This is a genomic window from Streptomyces sp. NPDC057428 (genome assembly GCF_042803195.1).
Lineage (GTDB): Bacteria > Actinomycetota > Actinomycetes > Streptomycetales > Streptomycetaceae > Streptomyces.
Map to the genome: position 1 here is coordinate 30802 of NZ_JBHVCT010000034.1, position 22275 is coordinate 53076.

A 22275-nucleotide genomic window follows, 5' to 3' on the forward strand; every position below is an offset into this window, starting at 1 on the left:
CGGAACTGCGGTAGATGCCGGACGCTCGCTCCAGAGGCGAAGGCGCCACGACCGCCATACGGTCGCGCCAGCTCTGCGTCAGGCAGAGTTGGTCGATCAAGTTCGAATCATGTGGATCATGAGATCCAGTCCTTCATCTTACAGGTCTCCGCGTCGGCGGGCCTGTGATTGCGTACGGATGTGCGCAGGCGGCCTCCGATCAGCGGTGGATCCGTCGCCCGCCAGCCCGCTCACCGGGCCGGCCGTCACCGCCCAGGCCGAGCCTCTTGGCCAGTTTCGCGATGTGCGGTACGCCTCCCGAGCCGCTGTTCCTGCGGTCGGCGCCGCCAGTCCCCAGCCAGCCGGCCAGCTTGCCGCCCTCGCCCACCGCCCGCAGCCGCGCCTCCGTGTCGTCGCGCACCGGGTCGGTGGCGACCACCAGCAGTTCGTCCCCGGTGCGCAGCACGGTCGACGGTGCGGGCACGAAGCTCTTCTCGTCCCGTACGACGAGGGTGACGGCCGCCCCGGCGGGCAGCCGGAGCTCCGCCACCTCCACGCCGTGCATCTTGGACTTGCCGGGCACCGCGACGGACAGCAGATGGCCGCGCAGCCGCTCCAGAGGTGCGGACTCGATGCCGAGGTCCGCGGTTTCGGAGGGGTCCTCGGCGATGTTCAGGGCCTTCGCCAGCCAGGGCAGGGTCGGGCCCTGGATGAGGGTGTAGACGATGACGAGCACGAAGACGATGTTGAAGACCCGGGTGCTGCCCTCGATCCCGGACACCATGGGAATGGTCGCCAGGATGATGGGAACGGCTCCGCGCAGCCCCGCCCAGGACATCAGCGCCTTCTCGCGCTGTGGCAGCCGGAAGGGCGCCAGGCTGATGAAGACGGACAGCGGCCTGGCGACCGCTGTCAGGACCAGCCCTACGACCACGGCGGGCCAGAAGTCGTCGACGAGGTCGTGCGGGGTGACCAGCAGGCCGAGCAGGACGAACATGCCGATCTGGGCCAGCCAGCCGAGCCCGTCCGCGAAACCGCGGGTGGCCGGCCAGTGCGGGAGCTTGGAGTTCCCGAGGACCATCGCGGCCAGGTAGACGGCCAGGAAACCGCTGCCGTGGGCCATGGCGCCGGCCGCGTACGCGGCCACGGCGATGGCCATCACGGCGATCGGGTAGAGGCCGGAAGCGGGGAGCGCCACGTGGCGCAGCCCGAGGGAGCCGAGCCAGCCGACCCCGAGGCCGATGGCTGCGCCGATGGCCAGCTCCAGGGCTATCTCGCCGACCAGCACGTACCAGTGCTCCACCGGCCCGACGGTGGAGAACGCCACCACCAGGATGACCACCGGGGCGTCGTTGAAGCCGGATTCGGCCTCCAGGACACCGGTGATCCGCGAGGGGAGCGGGACCCTGCGCAGTACGGAGAAGACCGCCGCCGCGTCGGTGGAGGAGACGACGGCGCCGATGATCAGCGCCTGCCGCCAGTCGAGGCCGACGAGATAGTGCGCCGCGCTCGCGGTGACGCCCACGCTGATGCCCACGCCGACCGTCGACAGCACGGCCGCCGCAGGCAGTGCGGGTTTCACTTCTTTCCACTTCGTGCCCAGGCCGCCCTCGGCCAGGATGACGACCAGGGCGGCGTAGCCGATCACCTGGGTCAGCTCGGCGTTGTCGAACTTGACGTCGAAGATGCCGTCCTGACCCATGGCGATACCGATGCCGAGGTACAGGAGCAGGCTGGGGAGCCCGCTGCGGGACGAGATGCGTACCGCCGCCACGGCGACCAGCAGGACGACCGAGCAGACGAGCAGAAGTTCATTGAGCGCGTGGACAGTCAGGGTCCGTTCCTTCCCTGCGTGCGCCTTCCGGATCGGCCTCCGGCGGCCACTACTTCGTTACCTTACCTAATCTTTAACGCTTCCTTGACGCCTTCGAGTGCCCGTGCGAAGCGGTGTGCAAATGGATGCATCCCCATACCGCGTCCGAGTGGCTTCAGCGGGGCGCCTATGGTTGCTCCAGCATGCCCAGGACCACCCTGCCCCTCGAAGGACAGCGATGCCCGCCAACACAACCGCCCCTCCCCAGCCTGTCGATGCGAAGACGGCCGGCGGGAAGAAGAAGGGGCGACGCGCCCGCCTGCTCGTGATCGTCCTGGTGCTGGCCCTCGTCGCGGGTGTCGGCTACGGCGCGTTCTGGTCCGTCTCCACGGTCCGGGCCTCCTACCCGCAGACCACCGGATCGATCGAGCTCAGGGGGCTCTCCGGCGACGTCGACGTCAAACGCGACGACTACGGCATCCCGCAGATCTACGCGGACACCGACAGCGACCTCTTCCGCGCGCAGGGCTTCGTCCAGGCCCAGGACCGCTTCTGGGAGATGGACGTACGCCGCCACATGACCTCGGGGCGCCTCTCGGAGATGTTCGGCTCCGGGCAGGTCGAGACCGACTCCTTCCTGCGCACGCTGGGGTGGCGCAAGGTCGCGCAGGAGGAGTACGACACGGTCCTGGACGAGGACACGAAGAAGAACCTCCAGGCCTACGCGGACGGGGTGAACGCGTACCTGGCGGGCAAGGACGGCAAGGACATCTCCGTCGAGTACGCCGCGCTCGGGCTGACCAACGACTACAAGCCCACCGAGTGGACCCCGGTCGACTCGGTCGCCTGGCTGAAGGCGATGGCCTGGGACCTGCGCGGGAACATGCAGGACGAGATCGACCGTTCGCTGATGACCAGCAGGCTCAGCGACAAGGAGATCAAGGACCTCTATCCCGCCTATCCGAAGGATCACGAGTCGATCGTCGACAAGGGCGCGATCGACCCGGTCACCGGGAAGTTCAACCCTGACGCCGAACCGTCGGGCGACATCGGTTCGCAGACGGTCGAGGGCGCGACCGAGGGCGTGAACACCCAGCTCTCCGCGCTGTCCGACACCCTGGACGAGATCCCGGCACTGCTCGGACCGAACGGCAACGGCATCGGATCGAACTCCTGGGTCGTCTCCGGCACGCACACGGCGACCGGAAACCCGCTGCTGGCGAACGACCCTCACCTGGCGCCGCAGCTGCCCTCGCTCTGGTACCAGATGGGGCTGCACTGCCGGCAGGTCTCGGAGGCCTGCAAGTACGACACGGCCGGCTACACGTTCTCCGGGATGCCCGGCGTGATCATCGGCCACAACCAGGACATCGCCTGGGGCTTCACGAACCTCGGTGCCGACGTCACCGACCTCTTCCTGGAGAAGGTCTCCGCCGACGGCTACCAGTACGACGGCAAGACCGAGCCCTTCGTCACCCGCGAGGAGACCATCAAGGTCGCCGGCGGCAGCAGCCGGAAGATCACCGTCCGCGAGACCAACAACGGTCCTCTGCTCTCCGACCGCAGCAACGAGCTGAAGAAGGTCGGCAAGAAGGCCCCCGTCGGGAACTCCGCTCCCGACCGCGGCGACGGGTACGCGGTCGCCCTGAAGTGGACGGCGCTGGAACCCGGCCACTCCATGGACGCGGTCTTCGAGCTCAACCGGGCCAAGGACTTCACGAGCTTCCGCAAGGCTGCCGCCCACTTCGAGGTGCCGTCGCAGAACATCGTCTACGCGGACACCAAGGGCAACATCGGCTACCAGGCGCCCGGCAAGATCCCGGTCCGTCTCAAGGGCGACGACGGTACGCACCCCAGCCCCGGCTGGACGTCGGCCTACGGCTGGGAGAAGAAGCCGATCCCCTTCGACCAGCTGCCGTACGAGTACAACCCGAAGCGCGGCTACATCGTCACCGCGAACCAGCGCGTCATCGACGAGGACAAGTACCCCCACCTGCTCACCAAGGACTGGGGTTACGGCGCGCGCAGCCAGCGGATCAACGACCTCATCGAGTTGAAGATCAAGGACGGCGGGAAGATCTCGACCGACGACATGCAGCAGCTGCAGATGGACGACCACAGTGCCATCGCCGCGGAGCTGGTGCCCGAGCTGCTGAAGGTCCAGGTCTCCGACGAGAGCGTCCGGGAGACACAGAAGCTGCTGGAGGGCTGGGACTACACCCAGGAGTCGGACTCCGCGGCGGCCGCGTACTTCAACGGTGTCTGGCGCAACATCCTCAAGCTGGCCTTCGGTAACAAGCTGCCCAAGGAGATGCGGGCCAAGGGCGACTGCATCTACGTCGAGCCGGTCGCCGGATCCGGACCGGTCGATGACGAGGGCAAGCTCGTACGGGAATGCGGTCAGCGCGCCCCGGACGCGGCGCAGCCGGACGGGGGCGACCGCTGGTACGAGGTCGTCGAGAACATCCTGCACGACCAGGACAACGACTGGTGGAAGGTCCCGGCCAAGGGGCGCGAGCAGGCGATCGACAGCCGCGACGAGCTCTTCGCCCGCGCCATGAAGGACGCCCGCTGGGAGCTGACCGCCAAGCTCGGCAAGGACGTCAGCACCTGGAGCTGGGGCCGGCTGCACCAGCTGACGCTGCGCAACCAGACGCTCGGAAAGGAGGGCCCCGGCCTTCTGCAGCGGGCCCTCAACCGCGGTCCCTGGAACCTCGGCGGTGGCGAGGCGGCGGTCAACGCCTCCGGCTGGAACGCGGCGGGCGGCTACGGCGTCATCTGGGTGCCGTCGATGCGGATGATCGTCAACGTGGGTGACTGGGACAAGTCGCGCTGGATCAACCTGACCGGTGCCTCCGGTCACGCCTTCAGCTCCCACTACACCGACCAGACCGACAAGTGGGCCGACGGGGAACTGCTCGACTGGTCCTACACGAAGGACGGGGTGGACGGTTCGACCGTCGACACCCTGACGCTCAAGAAGTCCTAGCGCACGAAACGCCGCGCTCCGGCCGGCGTGACCACGGCGTCCACGGGGTGGTCGTGCGGTTCCTCGGGAACCCGCGTGACCACCTCGTCGTCGTAGAGAAGGACCACCAGGGCGGGATGCGCCCCGGCGGCCGAGAGCCGGGCCAGTACCCGGTCGTAGCTCCCCCCGCCGCGCCCCAGGCGCATCCCGCGCCCGTCGACGGCGAGTCCGGGCAGCAGGACCGCGTCTGCTTCGAGAACCGCCCGGGGACCGAGGCGCGGGCCGTCAGGCTCCAGGAGCCCCCGGCCGCTGGGTACGAGATGGTCGGCGCCCTCGAAGAGGCCCCAGTCCAGGTCGTTGTCCGCCATGAGGACCGGCAGTAGGACGCGTACGCCGCGAGCGCGCAGCACGTCCAGGAGCACGTGGGTCCCCGGCTCCCGCCCGACGGACACGTAGGCCGCCACCGTCCGCGCGTCGGCGAGTTCGGGAAGAGCCGCGGCGGTCGAGGCGAGAACCGAAGCGGCGTTTCCGACGTCTTCAGCAGTCAGCAGCCTGCGCGCGGCGAGCAGTTCCTGCCGCAGAGGCGGTTTCCGGGACATGTCATGGTTCAACGGGTACTCGCATAGCTCGTTAATGTGTATGTATGAGGGCGAAGTTAACCGGATGCTCATCTTCCGCCCATAGGCACCGGTTAAAGTGCTTCGCATGACTCAGTCGCACCCCAGGATCAGCAAAGCTGTCATTCCAGCTGCAGGTCTCGGCACCCGGTTCCTGCCGGCCACCAAGGCCACTCCCAAGGAGATGCTGCCTGTCGTCGACAAGCCCGCGATCCAGTATGTCGTCGAGGAGGCCGTTGCCGCAGGCCTCTCCGACGTGCTGATGATCACCGGTCGTAACAAGCGTCCTCTCGAGGACCACTTCGACCGGAACTACGAGCTGGAGTCCGCGCTGACCCGCAAGGGAGACGCGGAACGGCTCTCCCGGGTCCAGGAGTCCAGCGACCTGGCGACCATGCACTACGTGCGCCAGGGCGACCCCCGCGGCCTCGGCCACGCCGTGCTCTGTGCCGCGCCGCACGTCGGTGACCAGCCGTTCGCCGTCCTGCTCGGTGACGACCTCATCGACCCGCGCGACCCACTGCTCGCCCGGATGGTCGAGGTCCAGGAGCGCGAGGGCGGCAGCGTCGTCGCGCTGATGGAGGTCGAGCCGTCGCAGATCCACATGTACGGCTGCGCCGCCACGGAGGGCACCACCGACGGCGACGTCGTTCGCGTCACCGGGCTGGTGGAGAAGCCCGACCCCGCCGAGGCGCCCAGCAACCTCGCCGTCATCGGCCGGTACGTCCTGGACCCCGCGATCTTCGGAATACTGCGCCACACCGAGCCCGGCCGCGGCGGCGAGATCCAGCTCACCGACGCGCTCCAGCTGCTGGCCGAGGACGAGAAGGTCGGGGGCCCGGTGCACGGCGTCGTCTTCAAGGGCCGCCGCTACGACACCGGCGACCGCGGCGACTATCTGCGTGCCATTGTCAGACTCGCGTGCGAACGTGAGGACCTGGGGCCGGACTTCCGGTCCTGGCTGCGCAGTTACGTCACGGAGGAGTTGTAACAGCTTGTGAGCAGCACGATCTGGTCGGTGGACGAGCACCTGGACGACATCCTCGCCGCGGTGAGGCCGCTCGAACCCATCGAGCTGCAACTGCCCGACGCGCAGGGCTGTGTCCTGGTCGAGGACGTCGTGGTGGAGGTGGCCCTGCCGCCCTTCGACAACAGCTCGATGGACGGGTATGCCGTCCGGATCTCCGATGTCGAGGGCGCCAGCGAGGAGTTCCCGGCGGTCCTCACGGTCATCGGTGATGTCGCCGCGGGCGACGGAGGGCTGGCCGACGGCCGGTCCGTCGGCCCCGGCGAGGCCGCCCGCATCATGACCGGCGCCCCGCTGCCGGCCGGTGCCGAGGCGGTCGTCCCGGTCGAGTGGACGGACGGCGGCACCGGCGGCGGCCCCGCAGAAGCAATGCGCGCCCACAGCGACGCACCCGAGGGCGCGAGCGGAGAGGTCCGGGTCCACCGGCCGGTCAAGCCGCGGGCCCACGTCAGGGCCAAGGGCAGCGACGTGCGCCCCGGTGACCTGGCGCTGCGTGCGGGCTCGGTCGTCGGACCGCCGCAGATCGGGCTGCTCGCCGCGATCGGCCGTTCGACGGTGCGTGTGAGGCCCCGCCCCCGGGTCGTCGTGCTCTCCACCGGCAGTGAGCTGGCACAGCCGGGCGAGGAGCTGACCGGCGGCCGCATCTACGACTCCAACAGCTTCGCGCTGACGGCGGCGGCCCGGGACGCGGGCGCCATCGCCTATCGCGTGCCCGCGGTGGCCGACGACGCGGAGACGCTGCGGGCCACGATCGAGGACCAGCTGATCCGCGCCGACATCGTCGTCACCACGGGTGGCGTCAGCGTCGGCGCGTACGACGTGGTCAAGGAGGCCCTGTCCTCGGTGGGCGACGAGGACGAGGCCGGCGGGGGCATCGACTTCCGCAAGCTCGCCATGCAGCCGGGCAAGCCCCAGGGTTTCGGCTCCATCGGCCCCGACCACACGCCGCTGCTGGCGCTGCCCGGCAATCCGGTGTCCTCGTACGTCTCCTTCGAGCTCTTCGTCCGCCCGGCGATCCTGACGCTGATGGGCCTGGAGGACGTGCACCGGCCGAAGGTCCGGGCCGTCCTCAGTACCGACAAGGCGCTCTCCTCACCGGCCGGCAAGCGGCAGTTCCTGCGCGGGTCCTACGACGCGCAGGCGGGCACCGTCACGCCCGTCGGAGGGGCCGGATCGCATCTGATCGCGGCGCTGGCGCAGGCGGACTCGCTGATCGTGCTGCCCGAGGACGTCACCTCCGCCGAGCCCGGCGCGGAGACCGAGGTGATCCTCCTCCGCTGACATGCGCGCGGTGGCGGTACGGTATCTGGCGCTGTGCCTTACCGGGGGAAGCCCCCCGGACCCCCGCCCCGCGGCTTGACGCGGGGCAGGCGGGCAACCGGCGCCCTACCGCTAGGCGGAGTGAGTTGAGTACGCAGAACAGCCTGACGCACATCGACGAGGCGGGCGCGGCCCGCATGGTCGACGTGTCGCAGAAGGACGTGACGGCACGCGTCGCCCGCGCGAGCGGCCGGGTCCTCGTGTCGTCCCGTGTCGTCGAACTCCTCAGGGGCGAGGGCGTCCCCAAGGGCGACGCGCTCGCCACCGCACGGATCGCAGGGATCATGGGCGCGAAGCGCACCCCGGACCTGATCCCGCTGTGTCATCCGCTCGCGGTCTCCGGCGTCAAGGTCGACCTCACCGTCGCCGACGACGCGGTGGAGATCCTGGCGACCGTGAAGACGACGGACCGTACGGGCGTCGAGATGGAGGCGCTGACCGCCGTGTCGGTCGCCGCGCTCACCGTGATCGACATGATCAAGGCGGTCGACAAGAACGCGGTGATCACGGACGTCCGGGTCGAGGCGAAGTCGGGGGGCAAGTCCGGGGACTACCGGCGCCCTGTACCGGAGGGGAAGGACGCATGACCGCCCCCGGCAGTGGGGCGGACACCCGCACCTACCGCGCGCTCGTCGTGACCGCCTCCAACCGCGCGTCCGCCGGTGTCTACGCCGACAAGGGCGGCCCTCTCGTCGCCGAGGGCCTCGCCGGTCTCGGATTCGCGGTCGACGGTCCGCAGGTCGTTCCCGACGGGGATCCCGTGGAGGCCGCCCTGCGCGCCGGCGTGGCCGCGGGCTACGACGTGATCGTGACCACGGGCGGCACCGGCATCTCGCCCACCGACCGCACCCCCGAGGCCACCCGCTGCGTCATCGACCGGGAGGTCCCCGGCATCGCCGAGGCCATCCGGGCCGAGGGCCGGGACAAGGTCCCGACCGCCGCGCTTTCCCGGGGGCTGGCCGGCATCGCGGACGGCACCCTGATCGTGAACCTGCCCGGCTCGACCGGGGGTGTCCGCGACGGGATCGCCGTCCTGGGCAGGCTCCTGGTGCATGCCGTCGACCAGTTGCGCGGCGGCGATCACCCCCGACTCGGGAGCCCGAGCTGAACGTCCGGACCTGGCCGGTGATCCTGACCGACGGCGCCGTCACCCTCCGCCCGATAAAGCTGCGCGACCAGAGCGCCTGGCGCGAGGTGAACCGGCGCAACCGCGACTGGCTGCGCCCCTGGGAAGCGACCGTCCCGCCGCCCGCCCCCGGCGGCCCGGTGGCCCGGCGCCCCACCTACCGTCAGATGATCCGTCACCTGCGCACCGAGGCGAACGCCGGCCGGATGCTGCCGTTCGCGATCGAGTACGAGGGCCGCCTCGTAGGGCAGTTGACGGTGGCCGGCATCACCTGGGGCTCGATGTGCTCGGGCCACGTCGGCTACTGGGTCGACCGGAGCGTGGCAGGACGCGGCGTCATGCCGACCGCGGTCGCGCTCGCGGTCGACCACTGTTTCCGCACGGTCGGACTGCACCGGATCGAGGTGTGCATTCGGCCCGAGAACGCGCCCAGCAGAAGAGTCGTGGAGAAACTGGGATTCCGCTCGGAAGGACTGCGCCCGCGCTATCTCCACATCGACGGCGCGTGGCGGGACCATCTGATCTTCGCCCTCACCGCCGAGGAGGTGCCCGACGGGCTCCTGCGGCGTTGGCGCAGGGTGCGGCCGGGTACACCGCGCACACCGGGGGACGCGCCGCACACCCCGGGGTGAAATGAAATAAGTGTTCGAATTTGATCAGCGTGTGACGGTAATCGACCCGACTGCCGTCGAGTGTCGGTCCGAAGAATCGCAAAAAAAGTCCGTCATATGAGCCTGATCGTGCGACACACCGGGCCAATTGGCGGATGCTGCCGTGCAAACCCCTCTACGGTGTGAGCGTGAGCAGCAGCGGCCTCATCTACGCAGTCATCGTCGGGGCCTGGGCCGCCTACTTGGTACCGATGTGGCTCCGCAGGCAGGACGAGCTCAACGAAGCCCGTCCCACGGAGCGCTTCAGCACCGCCATCCGGCTGCTGTCCGGACGCGCGGCCATGGAGCGCCGTTATGCCAGGGAGCTGCGGGAGCGCGGGGCCGAGGAGGCGCCTGGCGACGTGGACCCGGATGCCGTCACGGACCGTATGGAGTCCGTCGACGTCCGGGCCTTTTCCGCGCCCCCGGAACATACGGAAGCCCGGTTGCGCGACCCGGCACCCGAACGCACCGAGCACGACCGCCCTCCGGCGCAGGTCCGGCGGCGGCGCCCCTCCGGCGCGGAATCGGAGCGTGAGCGGCGTCAGCGCTCGCAGGTGCTGGCGCGCCGGCGACGCACGACCACGATGCTCTTCATGGCCTTCACGCTCGGCGCGGTCGTCGCGGCCGTGGGCGGGCTCCGCTTCCTGTGGGCGCCCGCCGTACCGGCCGTGCTGCTGAGCACGTACATCGTGCATCTGCGGGCCCGGGAACGCCGGCGGTTCGTCTTCACCATGGACCAGCGTCGTGCCGAGGTCGCCGCTCAACGGCTGCGCGAGAACCGCCCCCGCAGGCACCAGCCCGCGGCGTCGGCTCCCGCCGAGCCGGACGAGGAGCCCGAAGCGCCCGCACCCGCTCCCACCGTCTCCCCGCAGGAGGCGGGCCGCCGCGCCCTCGTCGAGCAGACGGACCACGCGGAGTGGGTCGACCAGCAGCGCGAGCGCGGCCCGGCTCAGGGTGACAGCTGGGAACCCGTCCCGGTCCCGCTGCCCACCTACGTCACCGCCCCCGTCGCCCCGCGCGCCACGGGCGGGGTGGAGGTCGGCGACCCGGAGACCTGGAGCGCTGCCCGTTCCAGCCAGGCCGAGCCGAGCCGCCCGGACGCCGCCGAACCCGAAGCCGAGGCGCGTCCGCGCCGCAGGCCCGGCCAGCCTCGGCGCACCCGGGACAGGGGCCGCACCCCGCTCTTCGACCAGTACGACGAGGGCGAGCGGCCCCGCGCCGCCAACGAGTGATGGCCGGGCGTCCGACTCGGTGACCTGCCGGGATACGGATTTCCGAGCACCCCGTCCGGGGTGCTAGAGTTTCACTCGTTGCAAGGGCCTGTGGCGCAGTCTGGTAGCGCACCTCGTTCGCATCGAGGGGGTCTGGGGTTCAAATCCCCACAGGTCCACCGCACACACGAGATCCCGTCCGATCGTTTCGATCGGACGGGATCTCGTCGTTTCGGGCAATTGCCCGGGGCCGCCGTTGCGGAGAGGTGCTCCCTTCGGCAGGCCGGATCGGGCTGCTGGGTAGGGTCGGCCGGTATGCCCGAGGAACCCGATGCCGCGCCCTTCCGTATCCCCGCCGAGTTCGTGCGGTTCGCCGTGGCGCTGGAGCCCGCGGAGGTCGGGCGCGGATGCGTGTCCGGTCTGCTCACCGTGGAGGACGCGGTACGGCTCGCTTTTCTCCGGCGGTGCGACCTGCGGGAGCGTGCGGGGGATTTCGACGAGGTCGCGGGGACGGAACCGTCCGCGCCTGAACTCGCCGTCCTGTGCCAGCGGCTCTCGGACGAGGATGCGGATGCCGGTCGGGTGTGGGCGTACCTGGCCTTGAGCTGGGCCTGTTCGCGTTCCGGGGAGGAACGTGCCCGGCTGCTCGCAGAACTGGCGGCGAGGGGGGACGCGGACGTGGCCCCCTCGGCGCTCGATCCGGAGGGTGCGGGCCGCCGCCTGCTGGCCGCCGGGCGAGACGAGTTTCTGGTCGGCCGTGCCGCCTCGGGGCACGGCATGAACTGGCAGAGCGGCTCGGCCCTGCTGGGGACCGACCGGCCTGAAGAGGTCGACGCCGCGTTCGACCGGGCCGAGGAACTCGTGGGGGTGGCCGTGATCGGCCTGGCACTCAACCACCCGGACGCGGAGGCCATCCTGCCCAGGGTCGCCCGGGCGCTGGAGTCGGGCGGTGACGAGTTGCGCCACCAGGGCCGTGTCGCGCTGGCCCATGTCGCCCGGCTGCACTCGACCGTGGACCGTCGCTGTCTGGAACTCCTGCGGTCGCATCCCCGGGGCAACGAGGCCGACGACGACCTGTGGGGTTACGTCTCGCACCGGCGCCTGCCGTGGTGGCTGTGGCGTCACCACCTGGGAGAGCGGATGACCTGGCTCCTCCGCGACAAGTGGCGCGCCTGAGGCGCCGGAGCCGGGGCGGACGACCGTGCAGCGGAGGTGCGGATTCCGCCGGGGCTGTCACCCGGTAACCTGGGGCACCCTCGCCCAACCTCCCCTGCGGTGAACGCTGTTGGGGATCGCGCAGGTCCGGTGCGGGGATGCCTGTTCGTGGTTCCGTACGGAGGAGCGTTCTGTGACAGCCGGTATACCCAGCTCCCGCATCGACACCAGCAAGCCTCATCCTGCGCGCGTCTACGACTGGTTGCTGGGCGGTAAGGACAACTACCCGGTCGATCAGGCGGTCGGTGAGAGGCTCCCGGCCGAGGCGCGGGCCAACGCGGGACGGAACCGGGCGTTCATGCACCGGGCGTCCGCCTGGCTGGCGGGGCAGGGCGTCGACCAGTTCCTGGACATCGGTACCGGCATTCCCACCGCGCCGAACCTCCACCAGATCGTCCAGGCCGTCACGCCGCAGTCCCGCGTGATCTACGCGGACAACGACCCCATCGTGCTGCGCCACGCGGAGGCGCTCCTGGTGAGCAGTCCCGAGGGTGCGACGGACTACATCCACGCGGATGTGCGCGAGCCCGAGGCCATTCTCGAAAGCGCCGCGAAGTTGCTGGACTTCGGGCGGCCGATCGCGCTGTCACTGATCGCACTGATGCACTTCCTGCCCGACGACCACGATCCGTACGGCATCACCAGCACGCTGGCCGGGGCGCTGCCCAGCGGGAGTTTCCTGGTCCTCTCGCACGGCACCGCCGATCAGCACCCGGAGCTGAAGCAGGAGACCGAGTCGGCGTACAGGAAGGGTGCCATCGCGCTCAGGATGCGTACGCGTGAGGAGGTCGAGCCGTTCTTCGAGGGGCTGGAGCTCGTGGAGCCCGGTCTGGTCACGGCGCCCGAGTGGTACCGGGAGGGACCCGCCCCGGTGTACGAGCGGAGCGGGTTCTACGTGGGGGTCGCGCGCGTTCCGTAGGGGGCCCAGGAGGGGCCGGTCAGCGGCTTGGCCATGCAGATACTGCTGTCGTACGTGCGGTAGTGGCCGAACTTGGCGCAGGGTGTGTAGCCGCTCGACGTGTACAGCGCGATGGCCTCGGGCTGCTGGTCGCCGGTCTCCAGGACCATGCGTGTGCGGCCGGCCGCCCGTGCGTCGGCCTCCAGCGCGGCGAGGATGCGACGGGCCAGGCCGAGCCCGCGCCCCTCGGGGATCACGAACATCCGCTTGATCTCGGCGTCACCGTCGGAGTAGCCCTCGGCGTTGCGCTCCTGGCTGCGCCAGCCGCCCGTGGCGACGGGGCGGCTCCGCTCGTCGTAGGCGAGCAGGTACAGACCTCTGGGCGGGTCGAACATGGTGGGTTCGAGCGGCGTGACATCGCCCCCGTCGCCGTAGCGCGCGGCGTATTCGAGCTGCACCTGGGCGTTGAGTTTGACGGCGTCCGGGTGGTCGAATGGCCGCGACTGGATAATCATGCGAGTCATGGTACAGCTATGCACTAGGGGATGTAGGTACTGTATCCGGATGCTGACTGTTACCTCCGTGAATGTCAACGGGCTCCGTGCCGCCGCCAAGAAGGGCTTCGTCGAGTGGCTGGCGCGGACCGAGGCCGATGTGGTCTGCCTCCAGGAAGTCCGGGCGGAGGCTCAGCAGCTGCCCGAAGAGGTGCGTGAGCCCGAGGGCTGGCACGTCGTGCACGCCCCGGCCGCCGCCAAGGGGCGCGCGGGTGTCTCGGTCCTGACGCGGCACGCGCCGGAGCGTGTTCAGACCGGCTTCGGTGGCTTCGGCGTGCCGGGCGCGGAGGAGTTCGACGCGAGCGGGCGGTACGTCGAGGTGGACGTCCCGGGCGTGACGGTCGCGAGCCTGTACCTGCCGTCCGGCGAGGTCGGCACGGAGAAGCAGGAGGAGAAGGAGCGCTTCATGGCCGCCTTCCTGCCTTACCTCCAGGGGCTCCGGGAGCGTGCGGCCGCCGAGGGGCGAGAGGTGGTGGTGTGTGGCGACTGGAACATCGCCCACCAGGAGGCCGACCTCAAGAACTGGAAGGCCAACCGGAAGAGCTCCGGCTTCCTCCCCGAGGAGCGGGAGTGGCTGACCCGGGTGTTCGACGAGGCCGGGTACGTGGACGTGGTCCGCGCCCTGCATCCGGACGAGGAGGGGCCCTATTCGTGGTGGTCCTACCGCGGCCGGGCCTTCGACAACGACACGGGCTGGCGGATCGACTACCAGGTGGTGACCCCGGGTCTCGCCGGCCGCGCGGTCAAGGCGTGGGTGGAGCGGGCCGCCACCCACGGTGAGCGGTGGAGCGACCACGCGCCCGTGACCGTCACCTACGAGCGGTAGGAGTCGGGCCCTCGGGGCGCCTGTCAGCCGTCGTCGCGCAGGCGGCGGTCCAGGGCCATCGAGAGCTCCGCGTCCACCACCGCCTGGGCCAGCGTGCGCAGCTGCTCCGGCTCGGACTGCGCGGTGTGGGTGCGCAGGACGCGGACGAACAGGTCGGCCAGGGCGTCGGCGTGCTCGCGGACCAGGCGGCCCGAGGAGAGCACGGCGGAGAGCGGGACCCCCGCCCGGACGAGTTCCGCCGACGCGTCCAGCAGGCGGCGGCTGATGTGCACGATCTCGTCGCCGTCGGTGGCCAGATAGCCCAGTTCCAGCGCCCCGGCCAGGTTCTCCGCGGTGGCCTGGTCCAGGAAGTAGTCGGCGAGCTGCTCGGGCGTGAGCCGGACCGGGGTCTCCTCGGTCGGCTCGCCCAGGCCCAGCACCTCGGCGACGTCCCGGCCGCTGTCGAAGGTGGCAGCCAGGTCGGCGATGCCGTTGAGGGTGTGGCCGCGCTCCAGCAGGCCGGTGATCGTGCGCAGCCGGGCCAGGTGGTGGTCGTCGTACCAGGCGATGCGGCCCTCGCGGCGGGGCGGCTGGATCAGGCCGCGCTCCCGGTAGAAGCGCAGGGTGCGCACGGTGATGCCGGCCTCCCTGGCCAGCTCCTCCATGCGGTACTCGCGGTGCTCGCGTCCTTCAGCCACACCCGCACCCTATGTTGTACCGCCGGTAACTTTCCTTGCCCCGACCCCTACCCATCAGTACGGGGCTGCTCTACCCTCCCAACAGTGCCAGTGATTGCTGGCAGAGTCGTGTCACGTACCGCGGGGAGGCGGCAGCATGGCCGAGCACGAGCACGTACGAGTGGCGGTGATCGGATCCGGATTCGGGGGCCTCGGGGCCGCGGTCCGGCTCCGTCGCGAGGGCATCACCGACTTCCTGGTCCTCGAGCGGGCCGGTTCCGTCGGCGGCACCTGGCGTGACAACAGCTACCCGGGCTGTGCCTGCGACGTACCGTCCCACCTGTACTCCTTCTCCTTCGCGCCGAACCCGGACTGGCCGCGCACCTTCTCCGGGCAGGAGCACATCCGCGCCTACCTGGAGCACGTGGCCGACACCTTCGGACTGCGCCCGCACATCAGGCTCAACCGTGAAGTCACCGTCATGCGCTGGGACAACGACGAACTGCACTGGACGATCGAGAGCGCCGACGGCTCCACCGTCACCGCCGACGCCGTCGTCTCCGCCACCGGCCCGCTCTCCGACCCGAAGCTGCCGGACATCCCGGGCCTCGCCGACTTCCCCGGCAAGGTCTTCCACTCGGCGCGGTGGGACCACGACTACGACCTGAGTGGCAAGCGCGTCGCCGTGATCGGCACCGGCGCCTCGGCCATCCAGATCGTCCCGGCGATCCAGCCGAAGGCCGGCCGGCTCACCCTCTTCCAGCGGACACCGCCCTGGGTCATGCCGCGCGTGGACCGCGCCATCAGCGGTCCCGAGAAGTGGCTGCACCGCGCACTCCCCTTCACGGGCACCGCCCGCCGCGGACTGCTCTGGGGCATCCGGGAGCTGCAGGTGGGCGCGTTCACCAAGCACCCCGACCAACTGGGTCTCGTCGAGTCGATGGCCAAGGCCAACATGGCACGCGCGATCAAGGACCCGGCCCTGCGCGCCAAGCTGACCCCCTCGTACCGCATCGGATGCAAGCGCATCCTGCTCTCCAGCGCCTACTACCCGGCGCTCGCGCAGCCGAACGTCGACGTCGTCGCCTCCGGTCTCACCGAGGTCCGGGGTTCCACCGTGGTCGCCGCGGACGGTACGGAGACCGAGGCCGACGTGATCATCCTCGGCACCGGGTTCCATGTCACGGACATGCCGATCGCCGAGCGCGTGGTCGGCGCCGACGGGATCACGCTCGCCGAGGCGTGGAAGGGCGGGATGCAGGCGCTGCGCGGCGCGACCGCGGCGGGCTTCCCCAACTGGATGACGATCATCGGCCCCAACACGGGCCTGGGGAACTCATCCATGATCCTCATGATCGAGTCCCAGCTGAACTACATGGCCGACTACATGCGCCAGCTGGACGTCCTGGGCGGGCGCGCGGCCCTCGACGCGCGCCCCTCCGCAGTCGGTTCGTGGAACCGCCGGGTCCAGGACCGGATGAAGCGCACCGTCTGGAACACCGGTGGCTGCACCAGTTGGTACCTGGACTCCGCGGGCCGCAACACCACGGTCTGGCCGGGTACCACGGCCGAATTCCGCCGGGCGACGCGCTCGGTCGACCTGGGCGAGTACGAAGTCGTCCGGAAACCACACACCCACTCCGCGGCGCACGCCGTGACCGAGGAGGCAGCACGATGAGCCGGACGAGGACGAGGACCCAGGCTGAGGCGCCGCCCGTACCCGTACGCGAACTGACCGTCGTCTCCGCCGACGGTGCGCGGATCAACGTCGAGGTGCACGGACCCGACGGAGCCCCCGCCGTGGTCCTGGCGCACGGCTGGACCTGCAACACCCGCTTCTGGGACGCGCAGGTGCGTGACCTGTCGGTGGACCACCGCGTCGTCGTCTACGACCAGCGTGGGCACGGCCGTACCCCGGCGCCCGTGGCCGACGGCTACAGCACGAACGCGCTGGCCGACGACCTGGAGGCGGTACTGGGGGCCACCCTCGCGCCCGGGCAGAAGGCGGTGCTCGGCGGGCACTCCATGGGGGGTATGACGCTGATGGCCGCCGGCGGCCGGGCAGCGGTCCGCGAGCACGGTGCGGCCGTCCTGCTGTGCAGCACCGGGAGCTCGCGGCTGACCGCCGAGTCGCTGGTGCTGCCGATGCGGGCGGGGGCGCTCCGCACCCGGATCACCGCAGGGGTCCTGGCCGCACGCGCCCCGCTCGGGCCGGTCACCGCCGTCTCGAAGGTGATCCTCAAGTACGCCACGATGGGGCGCGGTTCGGCCCCGGAACGCGTCGATGCCTGTGCCAGGATCGTGCATGCGTGTCCGCGCAAGGTGCGGGTCGCCTGGGGTCACGTGCTCGCGGAGCTGGATCTCGAAGCGGGCGTACGGGAGTTGGTGCTGCCGACCGCGGTGATCGCGGGCGCCGAGGACCGGCTGACACCGCCCGTGCACGCGCGGGCCATCGAGGTGGCGCTGCCGCACAGCCTCGGGCTCACGGTGCTGACGGGTATGGGTCACATGACGCCGATGGAGGCACCCGAGGCGGTCACGGCGAAGCTCCGCGAGCTGGTGGCCGCGTACGTCACTGTGGAAGGTGCGGGCAACGCGGCGGCAGCCGTGAGCGAGGAGGAGGTCGCATGAGCGGCAGGCGGAGTCTCGAAGGACAGGTGGTCGTCGTCACGGGTGCGGCACGCGGGGTGGGTGAGCTGCTGGCGCGCAAACTCTCGGCGCGCGGTGCCACTCTGGCTCTGGTCGGTCTGGAGCCGGACGAGCTGAAGAAGGTCTCGGAGCGGCTGCACTCGGAGAGCGGTCACTGGTTCGCGGACGTCACCGACCACGTGGCGATGAGCCAGGTCGCCGCCGAGGTCAAGGAGCGCTTCGGCAAGGTCGACATCGTCGTCGCCAACGCAGGTGTCGCCAGCGGCGGGCCGCTCGTGGACTCGGACCCGGAGGCGTGGCGCCGGGTCGTGGAGGTGAACCTCATAGGAAGTGCGGTGACGGCGCGGGCGTTCCTGCCCGTGCTCATGGAGAGCCGCGGATACTTCCTCCAGATAGCGTCGCTGGCCGCGATCACCCCGGCGCCGATGATGAGCGCGTACTGCGCGTCCAAGTCGGGTGTGGAGGCGTTCGCCCACTGCCTGCGCGGAGAGGTCGGTCACCGGGGCGTCAAGGTCGGGGTCGGCTACCTGTCCTGGACCGACACGGACATGGTGCGCGGCGCTGACGAGGACGACGTCATGCGGGAGTTGAGGCAGCGGCTGCCGTGGCCGACGAACCGTACGTATCCGCTGGGCCCCGCCGCCGACCGGATCGTCGCCGGGATCGAGCGGCGCTCCGCGCACGTGTACGCCCAGTGGTGGCTGCGCGGCATGCAGTCGGTCCGCGGCTACCTCCCGACGCTCATAGGGACGGTCGGGCAGCGCGAGATGAAGCGGTTCGGGCCTCGTCTCGACGGTGTGGGCAAGGGGCTCGTCGGGGCCGGCGGAGAGGCGGATCAGCAGGCCCGAGCACGGCGATGATGATCGAAATGCGATGAATGTCCGGGTGTGTAAGTCTGAGCGAGGCCCCACCGGGGTCAAACCCACGCACCCACATAGGAGTGAACAGCATGGGCATCGCAGACCAGTTCAAGGACAAGGCCCAGGAGCTCGCCGACCAGGCCAAGCAGCAGAAGGCCGGCAACGGCAAGCGTGACGAGGCGCGCGAGCGCTCGTCCAACGCCCCGGGCCGCGCCGCGGACCAGGCGAAGGGCCGTCGGCCCGGCGCCGGGGACCGCGCGCAGGACGCGGCGGACCAGGCGCGTGAGCGTTCTGGGCGCTGACGGCCGACGCCACTGAGCGTCTGCGGTTGGTTGGGGTGCACCCGGGTGCCGGGTGCACCCCTTCTCGTGCGTACGGGGCCCGTTCTCGTGGCCACGGTGGCGTCGGGACTGCCTGGCCTGTGCGTCTCCGGCCGGGCGGCCGGCCCGCGTCACCTCGGAGGGAGCGGCGGCCGGCGCAGGTCCGGGACGGAGCTGTAGGTGGGCGGTGTGGCCGCCGGGTGCGCGGCCAGCAGGTCAAGGGCCACCCTGACCGCGTCGTCGAGTACCGCGTGGCGCCCCTCGGCCCAGTCCAGCGGGGTACGCAGGGCCTCCAGGTCGGGCTCGACGCCGTAGTTCTCGACGGACCAGCCGTACGTGTCGAACCAGGCCGCGTTCATGGGCACCGTGATCACCGTGCCGTCACCGAGCCGGTGGCGTCCGGTCATGCCGACCACACCGCCCCACGTGCGCTGACCGACCACCGGCCCCAGCTTCAGCAGGCGGAACGCGGCCGTGATCATGTCTCCGTCGGAGGACGTCGCCTCGTCGGCGAGGGCCACGACAGGCCCCCGGGGGGCGTTGGAGGCGTACGACACGGCCTGGGCGTTGCGGGTCAGGTCCCAGCCGAGGATCGTGCGGGTGAGCTTCTCCAGGACCAGCTCGCTGATGTTGCCGCCCGCGTTGCCCCGGACGTCCACGATCAGGGCCGGGCGCGAGACCTCGAGCCGCAGGTCGCGGTTGAACTGGGCCCAGCCCGATCCGCCCAGGTCGGGGATGTGCAGGTACCCGCACCTGCCGTGACTCAGGTCCCGTACGACCTCACGCCGCTTGGCCACCCAGTCCTGGTAGCGCAGGGGGCGTTCGTCGACGAGGGGGACGATCGCGATGCGGCGGGACCGCCCGCCGCACTCGCCGCCGGGCGGGCGGAACGTCAGCTCCACCGTCGTGCCGCCCGCCGCCGTGAGCAGGGGGTATGGACCGGCAACGGGATCGACCGGCCTGCCGTCGACGTGGGTGATGACGAAGCCCTCCCGGATGCCCGTACCGGCGAGCGGTGAACGCGCCTTGGAGTCGGACGAGTCGCCGGGCAGGATCCGCAGCACCGTCCAGTCACCGTCCCGGCACGCGAGGTTGGCGCCCAGCAGCCCGATCGCCCGCTGGTAGTGCGGCGGGCCCTCGTTGCGGCGGGCGGGCGAGACGTACGCGTGCGAGGTGCCCAGCTCGCCGAGGACCTCGCGCAGCAGATCGGCGAACTCGTCGGGGGAGGCGACCCGCTCGACCAGGGGGCGGTACTGGTCCAGTACGCCGTCCCAGTCGATGCCGCACATGTCCGGTTCCCAGAAGTAGGCCCGGGTGAGCCGCCCCGCCTCGCCGTAGGCCTGGCGCCACTCCGCCGCCGGGTCCACCTCGTGCAGGATGCGGCGCAGGTCGATGAAGACCGTCGAGTCGTTGTCCCCGGGCTCGTTGGACGGCACGGCCCGCAGTTCGCCGTCGTCCATGACGACCAGCCGTGACGCGTCCCCGCTGACCGCGAACCAGTCGAGGTGGCCCACGAGTTCGGTCTTGCGGGCCTTGGCGATGTTGAAGTGCTCCAGCGTGGGGCGGCCCGACATGTCGGACGGATTGGCGAAGGTCTCGCCCAGAGCGCCGGAGATCGGCCAGCGCAGCCAGACGAGGCCGCCGCCGCTCACGGGCTCCAGCGCCGAGTACTTCGACGCGGCGACGGGGAACGGGGTCACCCTGCTCTCCAGGCCCTCGAACTCCACGGTGACCGTCGGCCCTTCGACCGGGCCCTCCGCGATGTCCACCGGGTCCAGGCCGCCGGCCGCCGGCCGGCCGTCGGGCAGCAGGGCGAAGGGCGAGGGGGTGGCCGACGAGAGCGGGACCAGATAGGGGCGGCAGCCCAGGGGGAAGGAGAGGTCGCCGGTGTGGACGTCGTACACCGGGTCGAACCCACGCCACGAGAGGAAGGCGAGGTAGCGGCCGTCGCCGGTGAAGACGGGGTTCTCGTCCTCGAAGCGGCCGTTGGTGACATCCACTATCACCGGGGCGCCGGGGCCCGTGATCCGTGCCAGTTTGATCTGCCGCAGCGAGCGGCCGACGCCGGGGTGCGACCAGGTCAGCCAGTTGCCGTCGGGGGAGAAGGCGAGGTCGCGCACGGGTCCGTTGACGGACCTGATGAGCTCGGTGAGGTCCCCTTCGACGTCCTCGGCCGTCCTGGGGCCCCCGGCCCCCTCCGCCGTCCCGCTCTCCTCGGTGTCCCCGGCCGTCGCGATCTTCACGGGCCCTTCGGCCAGCCGCAGGCGTGGTCGTTCCTCCGGTTCGGCAGGCTCCGCGGAGTCGTCCGCGGTGCCCAGCAGGAGGAGTCTGCCGTCGTTCGAGGCGATGGCCAGCCGCTCGCCCTCCGGGTCCGCGATGAGCTCCAGGACCCTGCCCAGGCGCCCGGCGGCGAGCCGTCGGGGCGGACGGTCGCCGGTCGCCCTGGGGAGCGAACCGATCTCGACGGCGTCGTCGCCCTCGGCGTCGGTGACGTACGCGACCTGGCCGCTGCTGCCGAGCATCTCGGGCAGCCGGGTGCGTACCCCCGGGGTGTCGGCGATGGTGCGGGCCGGGCCGTCGCGGTGAGTGAGCCAGTACAGGCTGCCGCGCACGGAGACGGCGCTAGCCCGGCCCGTCTCGTCCACGGACAGTGCGTCGACGTGGGCGGCCGCGGACACCTGGTACGGCCGCCGCCCCGTCCGCGGACCGCCGAGCCGTACCTCCAGCTTGCGCGGGACCGCGTCCGGCGACTCCAGGTCCTCGGCCAGCCACAGGTCGCCCGCGCACTGGTAGACGACGCGGCGGCCGTCGCTGGAGGCGTGCCGGGCGTAGAAGGCGTCGTGGTCGGTGTGACGGCGCAGATCGGTGCCGTCCATCAGGCAGGAGTACAGGTTGCCGACGCCCTCGTGGTCGGACAGGAACGCGATGCGGCGCCCGACGAACATGGGCGCGTCCAGATGCCCGCCGATGTCGGGCAGGAGCCGCTCGCCGTGCAGCCACAGCCGGCCCGTCGCGCCGCCCCGGTACCGCTTCCACGCCGCCGGCTCGTGCGGGGGCTTGCCGGTGAGCAGCAGCGTGCGCCGCTCGCCGTCCACGTCGGCGACCGCGATGTCGGAGACCGGCCCCCACGGGAGTCTGCCGCCCGGGCTGCCGTCGGTGGGGACGCTGTAGGCCCATGAGAAGTACGAGAAGGGCTGGGCGTGCGAGGACACCGCGAGGATCTGGCAGGAATCGTCCCCCGGGTCGGGGCTCCAGCCGCAGACACGGGCGTCGGTCGAACCCCAGTACGTGAGTCTGCGGGCGGGCCCGCCGTCCACGGGGGCGAGGTGGATCTCCGGATCGAGCGTGCGCCAGGTCGTGTAGGCGATACGGCTGCCGTCGGGGGAGAAGCGGGGATGGCTGACCCTCGTCCGGTCGACGGTCAGCCGCCACGCCCGGCCGGGTTTCTGCCCCTCCGGGGCCAGAGGGGCGACCCAGAGGTCGTCCTCCGCCGCGAAGCAGAGCAAGTCCTCGTGGAGGTGCGGGAAGCGGAGATACGCGGCATCGTCACTCACCCTCCAATGCTTTCCGCGCGAGGGACCCG

General features: G+C 70.8%; 19 protein-coding genes and 1 tRNA gene. 15 read left to right on the top strand and 5 right to left on the bottom strand.

Annotated features, from left to right (window positions below):
- Positions 1–199: 199 nt before the first annotated feature.
- On the bottom strand, positions 200–1753 hold the full coding sequence (locus ACFU5K_RS15965) for a potassium/proton antiporter (protein WP_384061395.1): 1554 nt from the start codon (positions 1751–1753) through the stop codon (positions 200–202).
- A gap of 277 nt (positions 1754–2030) precedes the next feature.
- On the opposite strand from ACFU5K_RS15965, the gene ACFU5K_RS15970 reads away from it, so the two are divergent.
- Positions 2031–4781 carry a penicillin acylase family protein gene (locus tag ACFU5K_RS15970; RefSeq protein WP_384061397.1) on the top strand — a complete coding sequence of 917 codons (2751 nt, stop codon included), beginning with the start codon at positions 2031–2033 and terminating at the stop codon, positions 4779–4781.
- On the opposite strand, the gene ACFU5K_RS15975 is transcribed toward ACFU5K_RS15970, so the two are convergent.
- Positions 4778–5359 (bottom strand): 5-formyltetrahydrofolate cyclo-ligase, encoded by a 582-nt coding sequence (locus ACFU5K_RS15975; RefSeq protein WP_384061400.1) that lies wholly within the window; start codon positions 5357–5359, stop codon positions 4778–4780. The genes ACFU5K_RS15970 and ACFU5K_RS15975 overlap by 4 nt on opposite strands.
- Before the next feature lie 106 nt (positions 5360–5465).
- On the opposite strand from ACFU5K_RS15975, the gene galU reads away from it, so the two are divergent.
- The 9 genes from galU to ACFU5K_RS16020 all read left to right on the top strand — a co-directional run bounded on the left by galU (position 5466) and on the right by ACFU5K_RS16020 (position 12848).
- A complete protein-coding gene (galU, locus tag ACFU5K_RS15980) occupies positions 5466–6368 on the top strand; it encodes a UTP--glucose-1-phosphate uridylyltransferase GalU (RefSeq protein WP_327117628.1) in 903 nt (300 codons plus the stop codon).
- A gap of 6 nt (positions 6369–6374) precedes the next feature.
- On the top strand, positions 6375–7685 hold the full coding sequence (glp, locus tag ACFU5K_RS15985; protein WP_384061403.1) for a gephyrin-like molybdotransferase Glp: 1311 nt from the start codon (positions 6375–6377) through the stop codon (positions 7683–7685).
- 125 nt (positions 7686–7810) lie between these two features.
- Positions 7811–8311, top strand: coding sequence for a cyclic pyranopterin monophosphate synthase MoaC (gene moaC / locus ACFU5K_RS15990; protein ID WP_384061405.1), 501 nt, complete (start codon positions 7811–7813; stop codon positions 8309–8311).
- Positions 8308–8832, top strand: coding sequence for a molybdenum cofactor biosynthesis protein B (locus ACFU5K_RS15995; protein ID WP_384061408.1), 525 nt, complete (start codon positions 8308–8310; stop codon positions 8830–8832). Before moaC ends, ACFU5K_RS15995 begins: the two co-directional genes overlap by 4 nt.
- Before the next feature lie 17 nt (positions 8833–8849).
- Positions 8850–9482 (top strand): GNAT family N-acetyltransferase, encoded by a 633-nt coding sequence (locus ACFU5K_RS16000; protein ID WP_384061411.1) that lies wholly within the window; start codon positions 8850–8852, stop codon positions 9480–9482.
- 167 nt (positions 9483–9649) lie between these two features.
- Positions 9650–10735 (top strand): gephyrin-like molybdotransferase receptor GlpR, encoded by a 1086-nt coding sequence (gene glpR, locus ACFU5K_RS16005; protein WP_384061414.1) that lies wholly within the window; start codon positions 9650–9652, stop codon positions 10733–10735.
- Between the two features lie 84 nt (positions 10736–10819).
- Positions 10820–10893, top strand: a tRNA-Ala gene (locus ACFU5K_RS16010).
- 136 nt (positions 10894–11029) lie between these two features.
- Entirely contained in the window at positions 11030–11890 is an 861-nt protein-coding gene (locus ACFU5K_RS16015) for a hypothetical protein (RefSeq protein WP_384061416.1), read from the top strand.
- A gap of 172 nt (positions 11891–12062) precedes the next feature.
- Complete coding sequence (locus ACFU5K_RS16020; protein WP_384061419.1) at positions 12063–12848, top strand: SAM-dependent methyltransferase; 786 nt, start codon at positions 12063–12065, stop codon at positions 12846–12848.
- Here the strand turns inward: ACFU5K_RS16020 and ACFU5K_RS16025 are convergent.
- On the bottom strand, positions 12821–13342 hold the full coding sequence (locus ACFU5K_RS16025; protein ID WP_384061422.1) for a GNAT family N-acetyltransferase: 522 nt from the start codon (positions 13340–13342) through the stop codon (positions 12821–12823). The genes ACFU5K_RS16020 and ACFU5K_RS16025 overlap by 28 nt on opposite strands.
- A 49-nt stretch (positions 13343–13391) precedes the next feature.
- Here ACFU5K_RS16025 and ACFU5K_RS16030 point away from each other — a divergent pair, with 49 nt between their 5' ends.
- Positions 13392–14207 carry an exodeoxyribonuclease III gene (locus tag ACFU5K_RS16030; protein ID WP_384061425.1) on the top strand — a complete coding sequence of 272 codons (816 nt, stop codon included), beginning with the start codon at positions 13392–13394 and terminating at the stop codon, positions 14205–14207.
- Positions 14208–14230: 23 nt separating this feature from the next.
- Here the strand turns inward: ACFU5K_RS16030 and ACFU5K_RS16035 are convergent, their stop codons facing one another.
- On the bottom strand, positions 14231–14851 hold the full coding sequence (locus ACFU5K_RS16035) for a MerR family transcriptional regulator (RefSeq protein ID WP_384061462.1): 621 nt from the start codon (positions 14849–14851) through the stop codon (positions 14231–14233).
- Positions 14852–15020: 169 nt separating this feature from the next.
- Here ACFU5K_RS16035 and ACFU5K_RS16040 point away from each other — a divergent pair, with 169 nt between their 5' ends.
- The 4 genes from ACFU5K_RS16040 (at position 15021) to ACFU5K_RS16055 (ending at position 18674) form a co-directional block, all read left to right on the top strand.
- On the top strand, positions 15021–16541 hold the full coding sequence (locus ACFU5K_RS16040) for a flavin-containing monooxygenase (RefSeq protein ID WP_384061428.1): 1521 nt from the start codon (positions 15021–15023) through the stop codon (positions 16539–16541).
- Entirely contained in the window at positions 16538–17494 is a 957-nt protein-coding gene (locus ACFU5K_RS16045; RefSeq protein WP_384061431.1) for an alpha/beta fold hydrolase, read from the top strand. The genes ACFU5K_RS16040 and ACFU5K_RS16045 overlap by 4 nt, the downstream gene beginning before the upstream one ends.
- Positions 17491–18372, top strand: coding sequence for an SDR family oxidoreductase (locus ACFU5K_RS16050; RefSeq protein ID WP_384061433.1), 882 nt, complete (start codon positions 17491–17493; stop codon positions 18370–18372). Before ACFU5K_RS16045 ends, ACFU5K_RS16050 begins: the two co-directional genes overlap by 4 nt.
- Before the next feature lie 89 nt (positions 18373–18461).
- Complete coding sequence (locus ACFU5K_RS16055; protein ID WP_384061436.1) at positions 18462–18674, top strand: hypothetical protein; 213 nt, start codon at positions 18462–18464, stop codon at positions 18672–18674.
- A 149-nt stretch (positions 18675–18823) separates the two neighbouring features.
- On the opposite strand, the gene ACFU5K_RS16060 is transcribed toward ACFU5K_RS16055, so the two are convergent.
- The gene (locus ACFU5K_RS16060; protein WP_384061439.1) at positions 18824–22246 is read right to left on the bottom strand and encodes a S41 family peptidase; all 3423 of its coding nucleotides are present in this window, start codon (positions 22244–22246) and stop codon (positions 18824–18826) included.
- Between the last annotated feature and the right edge of the window lie 29 nt (positions 22247–22275).

What these genes read in the sequence shown, in the direction of transcription:
- ACFU5K_RS16055 (WP_384061436.1), top strand. Translation starts at nt 18,462, where the DNA reads ATGGGCATCGCAGACCAGTTCAAGGACAAGGCCCAGGAGCTCGCCGAC.
- ACFU5K_RS16035 (WP_384061462.1), bottom strand. Translation starts at nt 14,851, where the DNA reads ATGGAGGAGCTGGCCAGGGAGGCCGGCATCACCGTGCGCACCCTGCGC.
- ACFU5K_RS15970 (WP_384061397.1), top strand. Translation starts at nt 2,031, where the DNA reads ATGCCCGCCAACACAACCGCCCCTCCCCAGCCTGTCGATGCGAAGACG.
- ACFU5K_RS16015 (WP_384061416.1), top strand. Translation starts at nt 11,030, where the DNA reads ATGCCCGAGGAACCCGATGCCGCGCCCTTCCGTATCCCCGCCGAGTTC.
- galU (WP_327117628.1), top strand. Translation starts at nt 5,466, where the DNA reads ATGACTCAGTCGCACCCCAGGATCAGCAAAGCTGTCATTCCAGCTGCA.
- ACFU5K_RS16030 (WP_384061425.1), top strand. Translation starts at nt 13,392, where the DNA reads ATGCTGACTGTTACCTCCGTGAATGTCAACGGGCTCCGTGCCGCCGCC.
- ACFU5K_RS16050 (WP_384061433.1), top strand. Translation starts at nt 17,491, where the DNA reads ATGAGCGGCAGGCGGAGTCTCGAAGGACAGGTGGTCGTCGTCACGGGT.
- ACFU5K_RS16040 (WP_384061428.1), top strand. Translation starts at nt 15,021, where the DNA reads ATGGCCGAGCACGAGCACGTACGAGTGGCGGTGATCGGATCCGGATTC.
- ACFU5K_RS15975 (WP_384061400.1), bottom strand. Translation starts at nt 5,359, where the DNA reads ATGTCCCGGAAACCGCCTCTGCGGCAGGAACTGCTCGCCGCGCGCAGG.
- ACFU5K_RS15995 (WP_384061408.1), top strand. Translation starts at nt 8,308, where the DNA reads ATGACCGCCCCCGGCAGTGGGGCGGACACCCGCACCTACCGCGCGCTC.
- ACFU5K_RS16045 (WP_384061431.1), top strand. Translation starts at nt 16,538, where the DNA reads ATGAGCCGGACGAGGACGAGGACCCAGGCTGAGGCGCCGCCCGTACCC.
- ACFU5K_RS16025 (WP_384061422.1), bottom strand. Translation starts at nt 13,342, where the DNA reads ATGATTATCCAGTCGCGGCCATTCGACCACCCGGACGCCGTCAAACTC.